The sequence below is a fragment of the Acidobacteriota bacterium genome (assembly GCA_038040445.1).
In the GTDB taxonomy this organism is placed as follows: Bacteria; Acidobacteriota; Blastocatellia; order UBA7656; family UBA7656; genus Onstottus_A; species Onstottus_A frigus.
On record JBBPIG010000008.1, the window covers coordinates 150,658 to 167,404 of the forward strand.

Below are 16,747 nucleotides of genomic sequence, written 5' to 3' on the forward strand. Positions count from 1 at the left end.
GGATAGATAGAATGAAATTAGTCAAAGGTGAACCCAACGAGTCAGATTTCGGATGGATAGGTCGCGGGATCGAAGTTAAGGGCGACATAGCATTCGCTGATCGGCTTCAAGTCGATGGTAATGTTACGGGCAAGCTGAAATCCGACAGCGGAACTCTCATAGTAGGCGAGTCGGGCCGGCTCGATGCGCAAATCGACGTCGGCGTTTGCGTAGTTCACGGAGAGCTTCACGGCAACCTAGTCGCGCGGTCCAAAGTCGAGATTCGCAGGACCGGTCGCGTTCACGGAGACGTGGTTACGCCAGTGCTGCTAGTCGAAGAGGGCGCGGTGTTCAACGGGGCAATCAGGATGACCCAGGAAACCGGCGCCCGTCTGCTCGAAGAAGTCCGGCCGAGTGATGTTGACGCTGAGGGCCGCCGGCAAGCAAGCGGCGCATAAATCATCTTAAGGTAGTCCTCTCCCTCGCGTTGAACTCCGAAAGACAGCGGTAGTGTCCTAATCTTGTGTTGGCCGACCAGGACACTATCAAGCGACCGCGTATTTGGACTGCGGTGGCGTCTTTGCGTTGCCACCGCTTTCTGTCGTTTCGTGGGCGATAACCAAAAGCGGCGGCAACGCACAAAGGCCGCCGCAGTCCAAATATTCCGTCGCCCGTAATCGGGTCGTGCGCCCAGGCCACCTGCAAATATCAACACAAGATTAGGACACTACCGCCCCGGCTTGAATCGAGTTCTTCTCGCCGCTATATTCGAAACTGGCGATGATGATTTGTAGTATTCAAGAGAGAGCGACGATCGAGGCGGCTCATTAACCCTTTCCGAGGAAGCGATGCTACCGGCGACGACAACCACCCCAATCCCCTCGAGCGTCAAGGACCAGCTCATCGTCGCGCTGGATGTGCCGGATCGCGACAGCGCGTTGCGGCTGGTCGAACGGCTGAGCGGCGCCGTCGGGATGTTCAAGATCGGGAGCCAGCTCTTCACCGCCGAAGGCCCACAGCTCGTGCGCGAGATTGTAACTGCCGGAGAGCGCGTGTTTCTTGACCTCAAGTTTCACGACATACCCAACACTGTAGCCGGCGCGGTTGAATCTGCGGCTCGGCTCGGGGTCTCAATACTAAACGTGCACACCCTGGGCGGGTCGGAGATGATGCGCGCGGCCGCACACGCGGTCGGCGATCGCGGCTTGCTATGGATCACCCGGCCAGCAGTGCTCGGCGTAACGGTTCTCACGAGCATGGACAAATCCGATCTTTCCGACGTCGGGATCACGCCGGACTTGAGCTCCGAAGTTGTACGCCTGGCCGCCCTCGCGCAGGATTCAGGATTGGACGGCATAGTCGCGTCGCCACATGAGATTCGCCTGATCCGCGAGCGCATCACAGCAGAGCGGTTCATCATACTTACACCTGGCATACGTCCGGCGTGGTCGGCGAAGGCCGACCAGAAGCGCATCGCAACTCCTGCCCACGCGATACGCGACGGCGCCGACTTTATCGTCGTCGGACGCGCCATCACCGACAGCGCCGACCCGCGCGCCGCCGCCGAACTAATCCTTGAAGAGATCAATGCCGAGTAGCCGATTCGGCAGCAACCCCAGCAATCAATGATAAGCCAGGCGCCGCCGCAGTATCGAGTCGAAGGCTCGGGCCCCCTGTTAATCTACATCGCCGGCCTGGATGGTACGGGCCAGCTCTTCTTCAAGCAGATTCCGCCGCTCACGCGCTCCCGTCGCGTAGTAACGTTTCGATCTCGCGAAGGCGGCCGATTCACGTATGAGGATTTGACCGATGATCTGGCTGCGATCATCCGGGACCTTGGAGAAAAGCAAGCGACGATACTGGGAGAATCTTTTGGCGGGACCGTCGCGCTCAGCTTTGCGTTGCGCTATCCACAGATGGTCGAAAGGCTGGTGGTGATCAATTCGTTTCCGCGCTTTCGGAACCGGTTCACGATCAAGCTCGGCGCGATGCTGGCCTCAGGCTTGCCGTTTCGGTTGCTTTGGCCGGTGCGGCGAGCGGCGAACACTCTGGGCTTGCTTGTAGATGAAGTGAGCCGCGAAGATCGACGCATCTTCTGGAAAGCGATCCGAACAGTCAGCGGCGAAGCTTACGCGCGGCGCCTTCATCTCATCGCTGAACTCGATCTCGAGGACCGCCTCTCCGAAATTCGATCGCCCGCGCTGTTCATCGCCGGCGATCGAGACCTGCTGATTCCATCCGTCAAAGAAGCGCACGCGATGGCCGCGCGAATGCCCAACGCAACAGTGAAGGTGATAAGAGGTGCAGGCCACGCATGTTTGCTGGGCAATCGAGTCCGCCTCGCCGAGCTACTCGCGGAGTAGTTACCTCTCGTCTGCGGGACGCTGCCACTACGAGCCGTCTTCTGCTTAGGTGAGTCGAGTGCGGTCCACACAAATCTCAAGGCTGTTTTGGCGAATGGCGCAACAGATACTTCTTTCTAAGTTCTTTTCTGACGTACATCAGAAACCGGCCAGTTGATCCGATCGCTTTGTACTCGCTCATTACCCCTTCCAGCTCGGGATACTTGAGAATAGCGAGATCCCCATTGAAGAAGCCGATTTCGTCGACTATGTACTTGGGCTGAGTCTCTTCAAGATCGCGCGCAAGCTGAACGCGCGCTTTGGCGGTGGCTGCTTCGTCAAGGAGTGAACGGTAGTCATCGCCGAAGTAGTGAACATCAGCGGGGACTCCCGTAAGCGGCTGTGTGCTCAAGTATTGAGAAGCCGGAAGCAGCCCCGACCAAAAATAAATCTCAGGCCGGTACCCCCAAACGAAAACATAGTCCGCGGGCCCGTCTACTGCGCGAGTACGCGGGCCGCCGGCACGAATCGCTTCGAGCCCGAGGTGGTCCGCGGCAGCGGCGCCATCGGGAAGGTCCCTCACTACGGCGGCCACCATTCGTTCTTCGCGATCGCGGACACTGTGATACCAGGTCGCGTTTGCCGCGCTGGTGGTTCCCCGCGCCCAATCAACTGCGAGTAGTACGCCGCGGCCGTGAAATCTAACGAGGGTGAATATGAATCCGATGAGGAGCAGTGCGATCGCAGCTCTTCGAAGGGTCCTGCCCCGAGTGCTCAGGGACGACAGGATACCCGTCAGTCCCCGTGCGCCTATCAGGCATAGGCTGGGCAAAGTCTGGAGGAAATAGTGAGCATAGAAGCGCCCGCCAACCATCACTCCTGCGAACGATACCGCGAACCAAATAAGCAGCAGCACGTCTGCCCGGAATATGCGCACAACTCTGAAACTAGCTCCTGCAGCCTCATCTGTGCCACCGCTGTGATCCCGCATCTGGCGAGCCACGGTCACGCTGACGAAAACAAGCCCGATCAAAAGAGTGTCGTTGAGCGCCAGATAGTTCAATCCGCTATTCATTGCAGACACGGCGATCTTGCCCGCGGAATAGTATCTGCCGTAGCGCGCGCCCCAGTCCCAAACATACGTCCAGTAAGCTGACAGCGAGCGTGTAGCCGCAATGTAAGCCAGGAACGGGAGCGAGCTGGCGAGGAGACCAGCCGCAGCAAGCACAAACAAACGCGATCCGGCGAGCGTCCCACCGAATTCTTTGCTGACAGCCTCGATCGCCCTTGCGGCCGGTTGTGCCGTTACGGTTTTTGCTGATCGTTTTGAATCGGCTAAGTTCCATCTTCTTGACATGAAAAGGACCGCGGCGAAGAAGATGAGGTCGAATATTGCTTTGGGGTTTACTTGAAAAGCTACGCCCACCAGCGCTCCGCCTGTCAGCGCTAGCCAGTCTTTACTCGATCGGTTGCGATTTGCATCGCGCGCATCCAAGCCGGATCGGACCAGGAGATAAGCCCCGGCCGAATAAGGCATCACCATTAGGAAGTCCGTGCTGAGCATTTGTAGATGTGGGTAGGTGGTGCTGAACACTGCAAACATCGCGGCAGCAAGCAACCCGACACGCTTGTTGTAGAGCCGCGAACCGAACAGGTAAAGCACTCCCGAGATCGCCACGGAATATGCAATTGTGAACAGGCGAATAGTCAGGATGTGCGCGCCGAAAATCCAAAACAGCAGCGCGTAGACGAACGGAAGCACCGGCGGCTTATCAAAGTAGATCGCGCTATAAAGCGCCTTGCCGCGCAACATCTCCTCTCCCACCGTGAACCACAGCCCGTCGTCCTCATAGAGATGACCCGCATAGAAGATCCGCAAGATGAAGCCGACCGCTGCAATGATCACAAACAGTTTCAGAACTGTTGCGCGCGTAACGCGGTCCTGCTCGTCGGTCAGTTCATTCTGCTGATCGGCGAGTCCTGCGTTTATCATCGGGAGAATTGAGCGCGTAGTCGGATCAGAGGGCGTTGAGAGTCACCGGCGCAAGCGTCGCAGCAGGCGGGTCGCTATGCGCGCTGAGCACACCATCGAGTTCATCGGCGAGATCAGCTCTAACGGCGGACAACGACTCGAAGTCAAAAAGCTGCCTGTCCAGCAACTGCGAAGGCCTGACGTTGGCGAGCGCCTTCAGCATCGAGTTCCGCACTTCAAGAATCTCACACTGAAGTTCGTCGATCAGCCGCTTTACTCGCTTGCGTTTTAGGTTCTCCTGCGAACCGCACAGATCGCAAGGAATGATCGGATACTGTTGGGTTTCGGCGAACGCTGCGACATCGGACTCCCAGCAATAGGCGAGCGGACGGATGACCATGTTGCGTCCGTCATCGCTTCGAAGAGCCGGCGGCATCGCTTTCAGGGAGCCGCTGAAGAACAGATTGAGCAGGAATGTTTCCAGGATGTCGTCCGCGTGATGACCCAGGGCGATCTTCGTGCAGCCTTCTTCGACCGCCGCGTTGTAGAGAATCCCGCGACGCAGCCGCGAGCACAGAGCGCAAGTCGTCTTGCCTTCAGGCACGACCGATTTCACGATTGAATGAGTGTCGCGCTCGATGATCCGAAACGGGACACCCTGTGCCTTTAAGTATTCTGGCAAGATGTACTCGGGGAAGCCGGGCTGTTTTTGATCGAGGTTCACCGCAAGCAAATCGAATCTGACCGGCGCGCGGCGCCGGAGGTCTGATAGCAACGCGAGAAGCGTGTAGCTGTCCTTTCCGCCGCTTAGGCAAATCATCACGCGGTCGCCGTCTTCGATCATGTTGAAGTCGGCGATGGCGCGGCCGACTCCACGAAGCAGCTTTTGCTCGAGCTTCTCAGTTTTGTTTTGTACGTTGGTCTTTGACATCAAGGAAGGTTGATACTAGCATAGCGACGCTAGCGCCTGCCAAGAACAGCCCGGCTTATCACAGTTATGATGCCTTGTCCGATTAGAGTTGAATGTTACGCCGGCACGCGCGCCGAAGAGTCGCCAAGGCGAATCCGTTTCAACTGGCGCGAGCACGTCGTGGCTCTCGTGCTAGCCGAGTCCGTCGAGGAATCGCTCTCGTCGCGTCAACAAACGCGGCGTTACAAGCTCCTGACTGACGAGGGGTTGGTGCTTGAAGTTGTCCGCACGAGTGACGGTTCCTGGTACCTTGTGTCGTAGCGGGATGCTTGCGACTCTCATTGCCCCTCATCGTCGGCTGGGGCGGCTGGGGTTGTCAGTTCTCCGACGCAATGGATCTTCATCGACAACGAGATTACCGCGTCGCTCAACCGGCCTGCCATTACGATGACTGTCTCGCCGCGCTCGGCTAGCTCGAGATCGAGTAGCGCGCGGTCCGCGAGCGGCAACAAGCCATTCACTACCGAGTTGACGCCGTCGAGCACACAAGGCTCGACTCCCCAGTTGACCGAGAGCTGGCGGCGGATCTGCTCGGTGGGCGCAAGCGCGATTATTCGTTGGCTCGGTCGAAGCGCGGCGATGTGCCGGCCCATATTCCCGCTCTGAGTGATTACGACAATCGAACGGCAGCCCACTTCGTCGGCAGCGCGGACCGCGGCCTCGGCGATCGCCCGTCCGTAAGAACCGGTTTGCCGGTCGAACACAGACTGCCTCATCAGCTCTCTCGCGGGGACATCCATCTCTTCCGTCGAGCGAATGATCCGGTCCATCATAGTCACCGCGTCGACAGGGAACCGGCCCACTGCGGTTTCGCCCGAAAGCATCACGGCATCCGAGCCATCTAGGACCGCGTTTGAGACGTCTGACGCTTCGGCGCGAGTGGGCCTCGGGTTGTCGATCATCGACTGAAGCATCTGCGTCGCAGTGATGCTGAGCTTTTGAGCGATCAAACAATCGCGAAGGATTTTCTTCTGCAGCACCGGCACGCGTTCAGGCGAAGTCTCCACCGCGAGGTCTCCGCGAGCGACCATCACGCCGTCCACGACGTCCAGGATGTTTGCGAAGTCGTCGACAGCTTCCGGCTTTTCGATCTTGGCGATCAGCCGCGCGTTTCCGCCGAACTGTTTGATCAGCTCACGCGCGCGGCGGCAGTCATCCGCGCTGCGGACGAAGGACTGGGCAACGAGATCGACTCCCCGTTCAATTCCGAATTGTAGATCGGCTATGTCCTTTTCGGTGATCGAGGGAATCGAAACTCGAGCGCCGGGCAAATTGATGCCCTTGTGATCGTACAGGACGCCGCCGTGAATCACGCGCGCAGTGACTTCGTTTGGTGTGGTGTCGATGACTTGAAGCTCGATCTGGCCATCGTCGATGAGAATGCGGTCGCCTTGATGAACGTCGCGAGCCAGAAGCTGATAGTTGGTCGAGAAGCGGGTGGCGTCGCCCTCGATCTCTTCGCTGATGATTCGAACCTCGGCGCCGTCCTCGAGAAGAGCGTTGCCGTTGCGAAGCTTGCCCGTGCGAATCTTCGGGCCGGAGATGTCGAGCATCGCCGCTACTGGTTTCTCGAGTTGATCGGCAACGCGTCGAATGCGAGCGATGATCTCGCCGTGATGCTCTCGCTCGCCGTGGGACATGTTGATGCGAGCGACATCCATCCCGGCGAGCATCAGTTCTCGGAGCCGTGCTTCCGAATCGCATGCCGGACCGATTGTCGCGACTATTTTCGCTCGACGCATAAGACGTGTAAGGGCGACCTGGGAGCGCAGCCTCTTTCCGATGACGGCTATTCTCTTCCTCGTGAAGGCCAGGCAGGCAGGGATGCCTGCGCTCCCAGGGTTATGACCCAGCCAGCGCTTGATTCACCGCTTCATCCAGCTCTTTTCCGTGCGACTGGCTGTAGCCACTCAGGTGCTTGATCAAGCGGCCGTCACGGCCGAATACCAGCGTCTGCGGGATCGTATCGTCTTCGGTGCCCAGGTAAGAGGTGAACATTTCTTCTGTGGCCAGACCTACCGTGTAGGTTATGCCGTAGTTGTCGATGAACTTGCGAATGTCCTGAGGCGAAGATCTGCCTCGATCGTCTATGTGCAAGCCGATGACCTCAAGCCCGCGGTCACGATTCTCCCTCGCTAACCGTGCGAGCTGAGGAGTCTCAAGCCGGCACGGAGCACACCACGTCGCCCAGAAGTCCATCACCAACACCTTGCCGCGATAATCCGAGAGCTTGATCGTCCGGCCATCGACCGTGCGCACGTCGAAGTCAGCAAGCACGATCTTCGATGCGGGATTTGAAACTGAAGTGCCCGGAAGCACCACCATCGAGTCGGCCTTCTCATCGGGATGAGCAGTCAGCAGGGTGTAGCCGATCGTCGCTATCAGAACAACCACGACTAAGGTGGCAATAATACGACCCGGTGTCCATAGAGTGGGTTGCGTGTTGCTCTCAGCCATCACTACCTCCAGAGATCGCCGTGGGGGGACGTGAAGTCGGATTCTCAATCCTGCTGCAGTTGCTCGGTATCTTCGGAAACGTCTCTCAGCGGGATCGAGACGCTGTACTCCTCGCCAGCCCACCTGCCCAGGTCGATGACGCGGCACCGCTCGGAGCAAAAGGGCCGGTCGGGATTGTCATGCCATTTGGTCGGCTTTCCGCAGATTGGGCACTTCATATTCAAATCCATCGTTTGGTTTGCCTCGGGCATGATACTACGAAGCAGGCCGACTGCTGAACAGCAAAGACGCCGAGCACGCGAGAAAGGAGTTCCCACGTACTCGGCGTCTATGTGGCTTTGCCTGAGTTCTAACGCTGCGTCGAGTTTGTAACCATAGCGCCCGAACGCGCGGGTTCGTTCATCACCAGGTTCTCGATGAAGAACTCCATCATCCGGTCAGGGCGAAGACCCGAGTGACCCAGATCTGGACCCACCTGCACCTCGAAGCTCTTACCCGCTTTTTGCAAAGCTTGAATGAGCTGCATCGCGTTGTTCGGGTGCACGTTGTTATCAGCCGTGCCGTAGTAAATCATCAATCGGCCCTTCAGCTTGTCCGCGAAGTTGATCGCGTTGCCAGCTTCGTAGCCTTCCTTGTTCTCCTGAGGAATCCACATGTATCGCTCAGTATAGATCGTGTCGTAGTGATACCACGAAGTCGGCGGCGATGAAGCCGACGCAGCTTGAAACACATCGGGATAACGCAAGATCGCAAGCGCCGAAGCGTAGCCGCCATAAGATGTGCCAAAGATGCCTACGCGGTTCTTGTCAACATAAGGTCTCTCGCGCAGCGCTTTCACTCCGGCGGCCTGATCGTCGATCTCGGGCACGCCCAGTTTCAAGTAGATCGCGTCGAGAAACCGCTTTCCGCGTCCCGCGGCGCTTCGCGAATCAAGCGTGGCGTAGAGGAATCCATATTCAGTCAGGGTGCTTGGGAGAGTAAATGTCTCGCGCGCGCCGTTCGTCGCAGGACCGGCATACACGCTGACCAGCAGCGGATACTTCTTACTTGGATCAAAGTTCGACGGAAAGTGCAGCAGTCCGTGCAGCTCAGTCGCGCCGTCGGCGGCTTTGTACTTGATCAACTCGACGCGCTTCAGACCGAGCTGGTCGAACTTGGCCGTATCGCTCTTTGCAAGCTCGGCAACCAGTTTGCCGTCCCCGTCCATCAAGCGCGTCGCCGGTGGCGTATCGTGCGTTTGAGCCACGTCGATGAAGTGCCGGCCGTCAGGCGCAACGTCTACAGTGTGGTTGAAGGCCGGATCCGTCAGGCGCTTGTCACCTTTGCCATCAAGCCCGACGCGATGAAGCTGAAGCTTCATATGATTGTCGCCGTCGCGAGCCATGTAGTAGAGCAGCCCGGCCCCCTCATCGAGCTTAACAATCGCGCCCACTTCAAACTGGTGATTAGTAAGAGGCGTTATCAGCTTTCCGCTCAGATCGTAGAGGTAGAAGTTTTTCCAACCGTTGCGCTCGGATTCCCAGATGAACCGCTTGCCGTCTTTTAAAAACTTCATCGGTGGGTGATTCTCGGTCCAACTCGCCGGCCACTCTTCGCGAACGATGACGCGGCACTTGCCGGTCTCGGGACTCGCAGCCGTGAACTCCATTATGTTCTGACGGCGGTTTGTTCTGTTGAATAGCAGCTCGCTGCTGTCCGGCGACCACTGCACGTTATAGGCGTAATGTCCGACGACCGAGTTATCAAACGGTTTGCCGTCTCGGATGTCGAGCTTCACAGTCTTCTTCGTATCGACGTCGTAGATCAGCAAGTCCGCGATCGGATTGTTCACACCCGCCTTCGGATAGGCTTCGACGTCCATCTTGCTTTGAAGCTTGGTTTGATCGAGCTGCAGGAAGTAATCCGGCACCGGGCTCTCATCGAAACGATAGAAGGCGATCTTCTTGCTGTTGGGCGACCACCACATCGCCGTTACCTGATCGAGCTCTTCGCCGTAGACCCAGCTCCCGGTGCCGTACTTGGTGCGGGCCTTCTCGTTGCCATCGATTGTGATCGCCAATTCGCCGGAGAGTGCGTCGCTCAACCAGAGATTGCGATCGCGATAGAAGGCTTTGAACTTCTTGTCGGGCGATTCAGCCGAAGAATACTGCCGCCCGCGCTCGGGTCCGCCCGCCCGTCTGCGACCGCTAGGTCTCTCGGCATCGGGAGGCGCCAGTCCGGCTTCGGTGGCCGCGCGAGTAGCGATGTCATAGCGGTAGGTCTTGCCGTCTTTGTAATAGTCGAGAGCCTTTCCGTCATCCTGCCATTTGACGTTCAAAGCTGCGAGCTTGACCGAGCCGGGAATTTCTTTGGACATCTTCTGGTACTGGTCGTACCCGGGCATCGTCTTGAGACGATCCTGCGCGCGCGAAGTTATCGGCAAGATCCCGAGCGTCAGCAGCAGCGCAGCAACAACACCGTGACAGAGGGTTCTGTTCTTGATCATCCAAGTCTCCTTCTATGAAGTGCCTAATGGCTGACTATATCGATCACAGTCGATGCGTCCGCTGGGGACGAGTCAGGCGGCTTGACGCGACTTCGCCAACTCGTGCAGCGTCTCTGGGGCGATGTCGGCTCCATTGGGCCACGTTACTGTACCACCCTCGAGGAAGAACCTCTCGAAATAATGAACATCCTTTAGGGGCTCGAATACAGGCCCCTCCAGCCATTGCGCAAAGTCGATGGTTTCCTCAACTCCGTCGTTGAACGTAAGTTTTATCAAGTACCCGCCGCGGTACTCGGCTTCAATCACTGTCGGCAGAAACTCCATAGCGCCTCCTCACTCTAGCGGATCGATTTTCTCAAGGCGTGGCTCGTTGCTTTTGGATGTGCCCATCTGAGAAGCGAGCATTTCGCTCGCAACTTCGTATTCAACGGCGAGCGCTCGATAGGACTCTTGAAAACCGCTGCGCCTTTTTGCTTTTCTGAGAAAGGCTTTGTGGTCATGCCGGATGGGTTTGTATTTGGTTTCAGCCGTGAATCAGATAGTCGCTCAATCTTTGCAGAAGGCGATTGTGACGTTCAGAGGAAATCGAACCAATTGAACCGAGCATTCAGTCCGCTTCCAACAAAGTCTGCGTCTGCCGGAGAGATTACTTCATCGAAGTCTTTGACGGCGTGGCGCAGTTGCGTACTCACACCGCAAACAAGCATATCCCGAAAAGGCGGCATCGCGCGCAAGATAATTGCTGGACGATCCTTGACCACTCCGTTAGCTTGTGGCATTGCCACGATGACTACATCACCTTCCTGCATATTCGGCGTTCGCTTCCTTGATCTGGTCGCGTGAGTACTCGGGCTCATCATCACCGTAAGCCCGCGCTAGACTCTCTAAGGCAAGCCACGACCAAGCTTCGCGTTCTTCGTCGGAAGCGCGCGGCACCACAGTGACAATCAGTTCCGTGTTTGGTTCAAGCTCAAACGGCTCGTCCAGGACGATCAGCTTGCCGTCAAAATGAGCACGTAGAGTTACGGTTTCCATTTCCCCAACCCCTCCGAGAAGAGTTCTACAATCCTGTTATTTCGTACTTCATTTTCCCGCACAACCCAACCTTGCGGCAAGATCCAGAGCCGCTAGCACGCCCTCTAGGGTGAGGCGGCCGTGGGCCTCCAGTATTTGATCAATGGTTCCCCAGCCGCAAGCTTCTCAAGGATGAGTTCGACCGTGATGCGTGTACCGGCAACAACGGGTTTACCCATCATGATCGATGGAACGGATTGCAAATAGTCTCTCGCTCATGCCATTACCCGCTGCATTATACAGGCGAGTGTGCGCACAAGACTACGCAGCGTCGGCTGCGGCCTCCCACCCGAACTGCACGCGAACCGCACTTACCGGTCCGCTGTTCGCCCGAGTCTAGACTTGTTGCCCAGCTATGGGTTATGCGGGGCGGGCGTTGGCGAACATCGCATACCCACTGATTGCCTTAGCCACTACGCGAGGCAGTTCCTTCTCCAACGCCGCCGATTTATCATGATACTTGGCGAGTTCGGCGGCAGTCTCCGGTTTCCCGGAAACATAGCGCAGTCCCGCGTCGCCGATCGCAGCATCCATCTCGATGGCTTGTTCCACCAGTCGTGCTAAGTCAGCGTAGACTCTCTGATCCATTCCGGCGATCACCGCGTGTAGACCAGTGATCCGCGGCAGCAACGCATGAATCTCCTCATCGTACTGGTCGATTCGTTTCTGAGTTAAGCGTGATGGCCCATATCGGGCTAACCAACAAAGCCAGCACATCGAGTGCGAGGCCTTTGCAAGGTCCGTCGCCAACTCCTTCACAGCAGAGCGTATGTCATTTGCGAAGGCGTCCGATAGCCCGCGGAGCCATTTCTCGCGCTCCAACCGAGCTTGACGCTGACTGTTGAGCAACGCCCCGCCGACCACTGCCAAAGCGCCAATCAGTGCACCGAGCACCGGATAAAAAGCAGGCTCCATTGAGTGTTTCAACCTCCATTTTCTTCGCCGACCAACTGCCTCAGTCACACAAAACCATTCGCAATAGTCGCTCCTATTGAGGCAAGCTCCGACTCGCTGCCCTCAATTCGCTCATCGCCTTGTAGATCGGATGAACCTTGCCCTCTCCGAGATAGGCATCCAGGAAGTTCCAAGTCGTCAGCCCATCATCACTCTCAGGCTCCAGCAAGTAAGCCGCGAGCGTGCCCAGCGGTTGAGCCGCGCGAACGATGATCGAGCCTGCGGCAAATGTCATCGTCTCTTTTTGGTAGTGACCAGTGAGCGTCACTGCAGTGTGACCCTGGAATGCTCGACCGGCCTTCTTCACGCTGTCAATCACGAAGCTCTCGACTTCAGTCGTCAGCGGCGACGTCATCTCTTCGACTGCGATGCCGTGCTGAAGCAGCTTCTCGATCACCGCGCGAGTTCCGTCTTCGCGGCGGAAGATGTAAGCGCGGGCGGTCGGAACGCTGCGCTTCGCCGCGAACAGTCCGAAGTCCTGCATCGCAACCTTCGTGAACTTGTCTTCGAGCATCACCGTCATATCGCGGCCCGAACGCGGGTTCTTTACCTTGGTCACTTCGCCGACCAGAATCTCGACGGGTTTGGGAAGCGGTTTCAGTTCGTACTCGACGCCCATCTGAAAAGGCGGACCGTTCAGGCCTCGACGAATCGTGTCGAGATCAACTTGATTGGCGAGCTGCACGAACTCAGAGCCGTGCGTCGCAGAGTACTTGAGAATCTTTTCGACAAAGGCTTCGGTCACTTCGACGCGGCGGCGAAAGTCGAGATAGCTGTAAGCTTCAGACAAGATCGTCAGCCGATTGCGAAACCCAACATAGTTCTGCCCGATGCGCGGCTGGTGCGTGAACGCTTCCCATCTTCGCTTGTCGGGCTCGCCGGGTTTGGGCGCCTCGCCTTCGAAGTTGCCGTAGTAGTAAGTTCGAAACTTGTGCTGCGCGAGCATGGCTTTGGTTATCGCCGGCATCATCTTCTCGCGATGATAAGCGATGATTCGCGGATCGATCGCCGGGTTGAGCGGGATCGAATAGGTCAGATGATATCCGTGATACGAGCCGTTGGTCGTGTGCAGATCGACGGTCAGATGCGGGTCCCAGCGATTGAACAGCCGAACCATCGATTGAGCTTCGGGGGACTCCAGCTTCATGTAGTCGCGATTAAGGTCCAACCCCTTCGCGTTCTCGCGCACGCCGACGCCTCCTAGCGGGCCGTTCTGAGCCGTGCGATTCATCACGTTGATCTTCTCGTTGCCGTCCGCATTGTAGATCGGCGCGATAAGGATGATCAGCTTGTCCAGAAGCGAGCGCATCTCGCCGAGCACGATTCGCCGTGCCAGGTGTTGCATCGCCTCTTTGCCTTCGACTTCACCGGCATGGATGTTAGCGAACACGAAGACGATCGGCTTGCCCGAAGCTCTCGCCTCGCGCGGCTGGGAAATCGGCGGATCGCTGAGGATGACAAGCGGCAGCGCTCGCCCTTCGACTGAATGGCCGAAGGTCTCGATGCGCACGAGCGGGCTTCGCGTCTGGAGCTCACCGAAGAAGCGCAACACATCATCGTAGCGGCTGGTCTCTTCGTAGTTGGTGAGTTCGGCGCGGGATTTCAAAGTGTTGTCCTGGCCTAGCGACATAGTGCTGAGCAGCGAGATGGCTGCAATAACGTTGACGGTCCTCATAACGATATCACGGTATCGGCCAATCAGTTGCGTTCAACCAACTTGGTCTTGCGTCTGGTTGACTTCGGATTGAGTCCAGCTTGATATCGCAGAATGCGACATCAAGTCAGCACTCTCGGGTGCAATGTTTGAGGTCACAAATTGTGACCTCAATTTTGAGGTGCCAGATTGGCGTCTCAAAGACTCAGCCTCTTCGTTGGTTAGTCGAGCGCCTGAAGTCAGCGCTTCAAGTTTGTTTCAAACAGCTTGAATATCCGCTTGTACTCATCGGCCCAGCTCGTCGGTTCAACGAAGCCGTGGTCTTCAACCGGAAACACCGCAAGCTCCCAGTTTGTCTTGCGTAGCTCGATCAATCGCTGCACCAGTCGCACCGTGTCTTGAAAGTGCACGTTCACATCAACCATCCCGTGACAGATCAACAGCGCGCCTTTCAAACCTTGAGCAAAGTAGATCGGCGATGACTGCTTGTAAGCCTCGGCGTCCTTCTGCGGCACATTAAGTATGTTCGACGTGTAGCCGTGGTTGTAGTGCGCCCAGTCGGTGACCGGACGAAGCGCCGCGCCAGCCGCGAACACATCAGGCTGAGTGAACAGCGCCATCAGCGTGATAAACCCGCCGTAGCTGCCGCCGTATAGTCCTATCTTCTTCGCGTCAACGCCCTGCTCGCTGACGAGCCAACGCGCGGCATCGACCTGATCGTCGAGGTCTTTGCCGCCCATGTGACGATAAATCGCCGTGCGCCAATCGCGGCCGTAGCCCGACGATGCGCGGTAGTCTACGTCCATCACCGTGAAGCCGTTCTCCATCAGCAGGTGATGGAACATGTATTCCCGATAGTAGCTCGCCCAGTAGCGATGCACGTTCTGCGCGTAGCCGGCGCCGTGAACGAATATCACCGCCGGCCCGCCTTTCTTGAAGGTCTTCGGCTTGTACAATCGCGCGTAGACTTCGGCGCCGTCGCGCGCTTTGAACGTCACGATCGGCGGTTCGATCCAGCCGTAATTCCAGAACTCAGGCGCCGGTGACGACGTGACCTTCAGCGCTTGCGATCCGGGCTTGTTCTCCTGAATGTAAAGCTCCGGCGGTTTGTTGCTGTAGGAGTAGATCAATGCCAGCAACTTCTCATCCGGCGAAACAAATGATTGATTGCTGCCGGGCATTGAAGTGATCTTCGTGCGCTCGCCGCCGTCCGCAGGCATTGAGTAGAGGTGACGTTCGCCGGGATGAACTTCGCTGCTCGTCAGGATGAAACGGCTCTTGTCATCGGACATCTGAACGCCGGTGACTTCCCACTTGCCCGAAGTGAGTTGCTTCGGCTCGCCGCCTTCGTAGGCGACTGTGTACAGGTGCGCGTAGCCTGTTCGCTCGGATTGAAAGTAGATGCTCTTGTTGTCCTTCATCCAACCTAGCGTGAACGCACCGGGCCCGCCGATCCACGCGTCGTCGTGCGCGGCGGCTATCACGCGCGTCTTGCCGGTTGCAGGATCCAGCGCGAGCACCCATCGATCTTTGTTGTCGGCCGCGCGAGCCATCAAGACAGCCTTGGTTCCGTCTTCCGACCAGATCGGCTGCGAGACCTGGGCGTCCCTTTCTCGCGGCTCGTTCGTGCGGCGTTCGCCTTGACCGCCGCGCGCGCCGCCTTGCTGCTCGCGGTTTTCGCCGTCGCGCTGGTCAGTTGCGGTCCGCTCAGTTCGAGACTCGGTGCTGGCGGCCAGCGCTTGCTTCTGTCCGTGGTCGACCCACTTCACTTCACCGTTATCGACGGCAACAATCGCGAGCCGCGAACGATTCTGCATATCGCCGACCTTCGACCGGCTGCCGATGTCCTCGGTGTAAGAGGTCTCGGTGACGTAGTTCGGAACTATCGTGTTCTTTGCGCCGTCACCCAGCTCGTTCACGGTGACGAAAACAGACTTCTCATCTGGCGCGAGCTGGAGGTTCACCGCGGTCTGGCGCGCTGTAAGCTGAAACGGCTTTCGCGGGCGCTCGCGTTTGCGCTTCTCTTCGTCCTGTTCGCGCTTCTCAGCGCGGCGCTTGATCACATCGAGCAGGTCGCGCTCCTCTTTCTTCAAATACTCCTGGCTGTCGGTCCCTTTCTGTTGCGCGGCAGTGTCGCGCTGGGCAGCCTGGCCGCCGCCTTGTCCTCTGCCCTGGCCTTGTCCAAACCCGCCGCCGACGCCGGCAACTGGGAGCGGGGCCGCGGCGCCTCCGGTTGTGATGTCGGTCATTTGCACAAGCGAGCCCGTCTCGAGCGACATCACGTAGAGATTGTTAGCGCGTGTGAAATAGACGTGCTTCTGGCCGCGTGTGAAGTGAGCGTTCGACTCCGCGTCGTTGGTGGCGGTAATCTGCCGCCGCTGGTTTGCGGCGTTGTCGTAGACGAACACATCGCCGCTGTCGACGAAGAGTGTGAGCTTCTTGTCTTTCGACAACTCGCCGTTGACTGGAGGCGCTTTCCTGGCTTCTTCTTCGCTGAGCTTTTTCAAACCGCTGCCGTCGCGATTGACGACGTAGGTATCGAAGTCCTTCTCACGCGGCTCGACTGCCTGCTTCCACTGAAAAAAGATGCGCTGGCTGTCCGGCGACCAGTGAACGGCGCGGGGTTCGTTGCCGACAAGGCCAGGCCCTCGCATGATGTTGTCGATGGTAAGCGCGAACTTGCCGTTCGCGGAACCGCCGTTGGCCGGCGAGCCCGGACCTTTTTGCCGGGCAACAGCAGGAGCGATCTGCGCTGCGATGAGGAAAAGAATTAAGCAAAGAATCGTACTCCGCTTGCAGCGTCCTTCAGAATTATCCATGAGCCCTCCAAGATCTTGAGCGGTTTTATACCTGAATCGTC

15 protein-coding genes are annotated in these 16,747 nt (G+C 57.7%); 4 read left to right on the plus strand and 11 right to left on the minus strand.

Features of this window, described 5'->3' with window-relative positions; all coding sequences use genetic code 11:
• Positions 1 to 11 precede the first annotated feature (11 nt).
• The 3 genes from AABO57_11140 to AABO57_11150 all read left to right on the plus strand — a co-directional run bounded on the left by AABO57_11140 (position 12) and on the right by AABO57_11150 (position 2,342).
• Entirely contained in the window at positions 12 to 437 is a 426-nt protein-coding gene (locus AABO57_11140) for a polymer-forming cytoskeletal protein (protein MEK6286287.1), read from the plus strand.
• Positions 438 to 827: 390 nt separating this feature from the next.
• Positions 828 to 1,577: an orotidine-5'-phosphate decarboxylase gene (pyrF, locus tag AABO57_11145; protein MEK6286288.1), complete on the plus strand. Its 750-nt coding sequence runs from the start codon at positions 828 to 830 to the stop codon at positions 1,575 to 1,577.
• A 27-nt stretch (positions 1,578 to 1,604) separates the two neighbouring features.
• The gene (locus AABO57_11150; protein MEK6286289.1) at positions 1,605 to 2,342 is read left to right on the plus strand and encodes an alpha/beta hydrolase; all 738 of its coding nucleotides are present in this window, start codon (positions 1,605 to 1,607) and stop codon (positions 2,340 to 2,342) included.
• Between the two features lie 76 nt (positions 2,343 to 2,418).
• On the opposite strand, the gene AABO57_11155 is transcribed toward AABO57_11150, so the two are convergent.
• Positions 2,419 to 4,314 (minus strand): glycosyltransferase family 39 protein, encoded by a 1,896-nt coding sequence (locus AABO57_11155; GenBank protein ID MEK6286290.1) that lies wholly within the window; start codon positions 4,312 to 4,314, stop codon positions 2,419 to 2,421.
• 25 nt (positions 4,315 to 4,339) lie between these two features.
• Complete coding sequence (ttcA, locus tag AABO57_11160; protein ID MEK6286291.1) at positions 4,340 to 5,224, minus strand: tRNA 2-thiocytidine(32) synthetase TtcA; 885 nt, start codon at positions 5,222 to 5,224, stop codon at positions 4,340 to 4,342.
• Between the two features lie 69 nt (positions 5,225 to 5,293).
• On the opposite strand from ttcA, the gene AABO57_11165 reads away from it, so the two are divergent.
• A complete protein-coding gene (locus AABO57_11165) occupies positions 5,294 to 5,524 on the plus strand; it encodes a hypothetical protein (protein ID MEK6286292.1) in 231 nt (76 codons plus the stop codon).
• A gap of 17 nt (positions 5,525 to 5,541) precedes the next feature.
• Here the strand turns inward: AABO57_11165 and pyk are convergent, their stop codons facing one another.
• The 9 genes from pyk to AABO57_11210 form a co-directional block, all read right to left on the minus strand.
• Positions 5,542 to 7,005: a pyruvate kinase gene (pyk, locus tag AABO57_11170; GenBank protein ID MEK6286293.1), complete on the minus strand. Its 1,464-nt coding sequence runs from the start codon at positions 7,003 to 7,005 to the stop codon at positions 5,542 to 5,544.
• A 100-nt stretch (positions 7,006 to 7,105) separates the two neighbouring features.
• Positions 7,106 to 7,720, minus strand: a complete 615-nt coding sequence (locus AABO57_11175) for a TlpA disulfide reductase family protein (GenBank protein MEK6286294.1) — start codon at positions 7,718 to 7,720, stop codon at positions 7,106 to 7,108.
• Positions 7,721 to 7,764: 44 nt separating this feature from the next.
• Positions 7,765 to 7,950 carry a DNA gyrase inhibitor YacG gene (locus AABO57_11180; protein ID MEK6286295.1) on the minus strand — a complete coding sequence of 62 codons (186 nt, stop codon included), beginning with the start codon at positions 7,948 to 7,950 and terminating at the stop codon, positions 7,765 to 7,767.
• 119 nt (positions 7,951 to 8,069) lie between these two features.
• A complete protein-coding gene (locus AABO57_11185; GenBank protein MEK6286296.1) occupies positions 8,070 to 10,205 on the minus strand; it encodes a DPP IV N-terminal domain-containing protein in 2,136 nt (711 codons plus the stop codon).
• Between the two features lie 72 nt (positions 10,206 to 10,277).
• Complete coding sequence (locus tag AABO57_11190) at positions 10,278 to 10,529, minus strand: DUF2442 domain-containing protein (protein MEK6286297.1); 252 nt, start codon at positions 10,527 to 10,529, stop codon at positions 10,278 to 10,280.
• A 471-nt stretch (positions 10,530 to 11,000) separates the two neighbouring features.
• Positions 11,001 to 11,240 carry a hypothetical protein gene (locus AABO57_11195; protein ID MEK6286298.1) on the minus strand — a complete coding sequence of 80 codons (240 nt, stop codon included), beginning with the start codon at positions 11,238 to 11,240 and terminating at the stop codon, positions 11,001 to 11,003.
• A gap of 399 nt (positions 11,241 to 11,639) precedes the next feature.
• Positions 11,640 to 12,194: a hypothetical protein gene (locus tag AABO57_11200; protein ID MEK6286299.1), complete on the minus strand. Its 555-nt coding sequence runs from the start codon at positions 12,192 to 12,194 to the stop codon at positions 11,640 to 11,642.
• 73 nt (positions 12,195 to 12,267) lie between these two features.
• Positions 12,268 to 13,908, minus strand: a complete 1,641-nt coding sequence (locus AABO57_11205) for a M14 family metallopeptidase (protein MEK6286300.1) — start codon at positions 13,906 to 13,908, stop codon at positions 12,268 to 12,270.
• 218 nt (positions 13,909 to 14,126) lie between these two features.
• Complete coding sequence (locus AABO57_11210) at positions 14,127 to 16,706, minus strand: prolyl oligopeptidase family serine peptidase (protein MEK6286301.1); 2,580 nt, start codon at positions 16,704 to 16,706, stop codon at positions 14,127 to 14,129.
• Between the last annotated feature and the right edge of the window lie 41 nt (positions 16,707 to 16,747).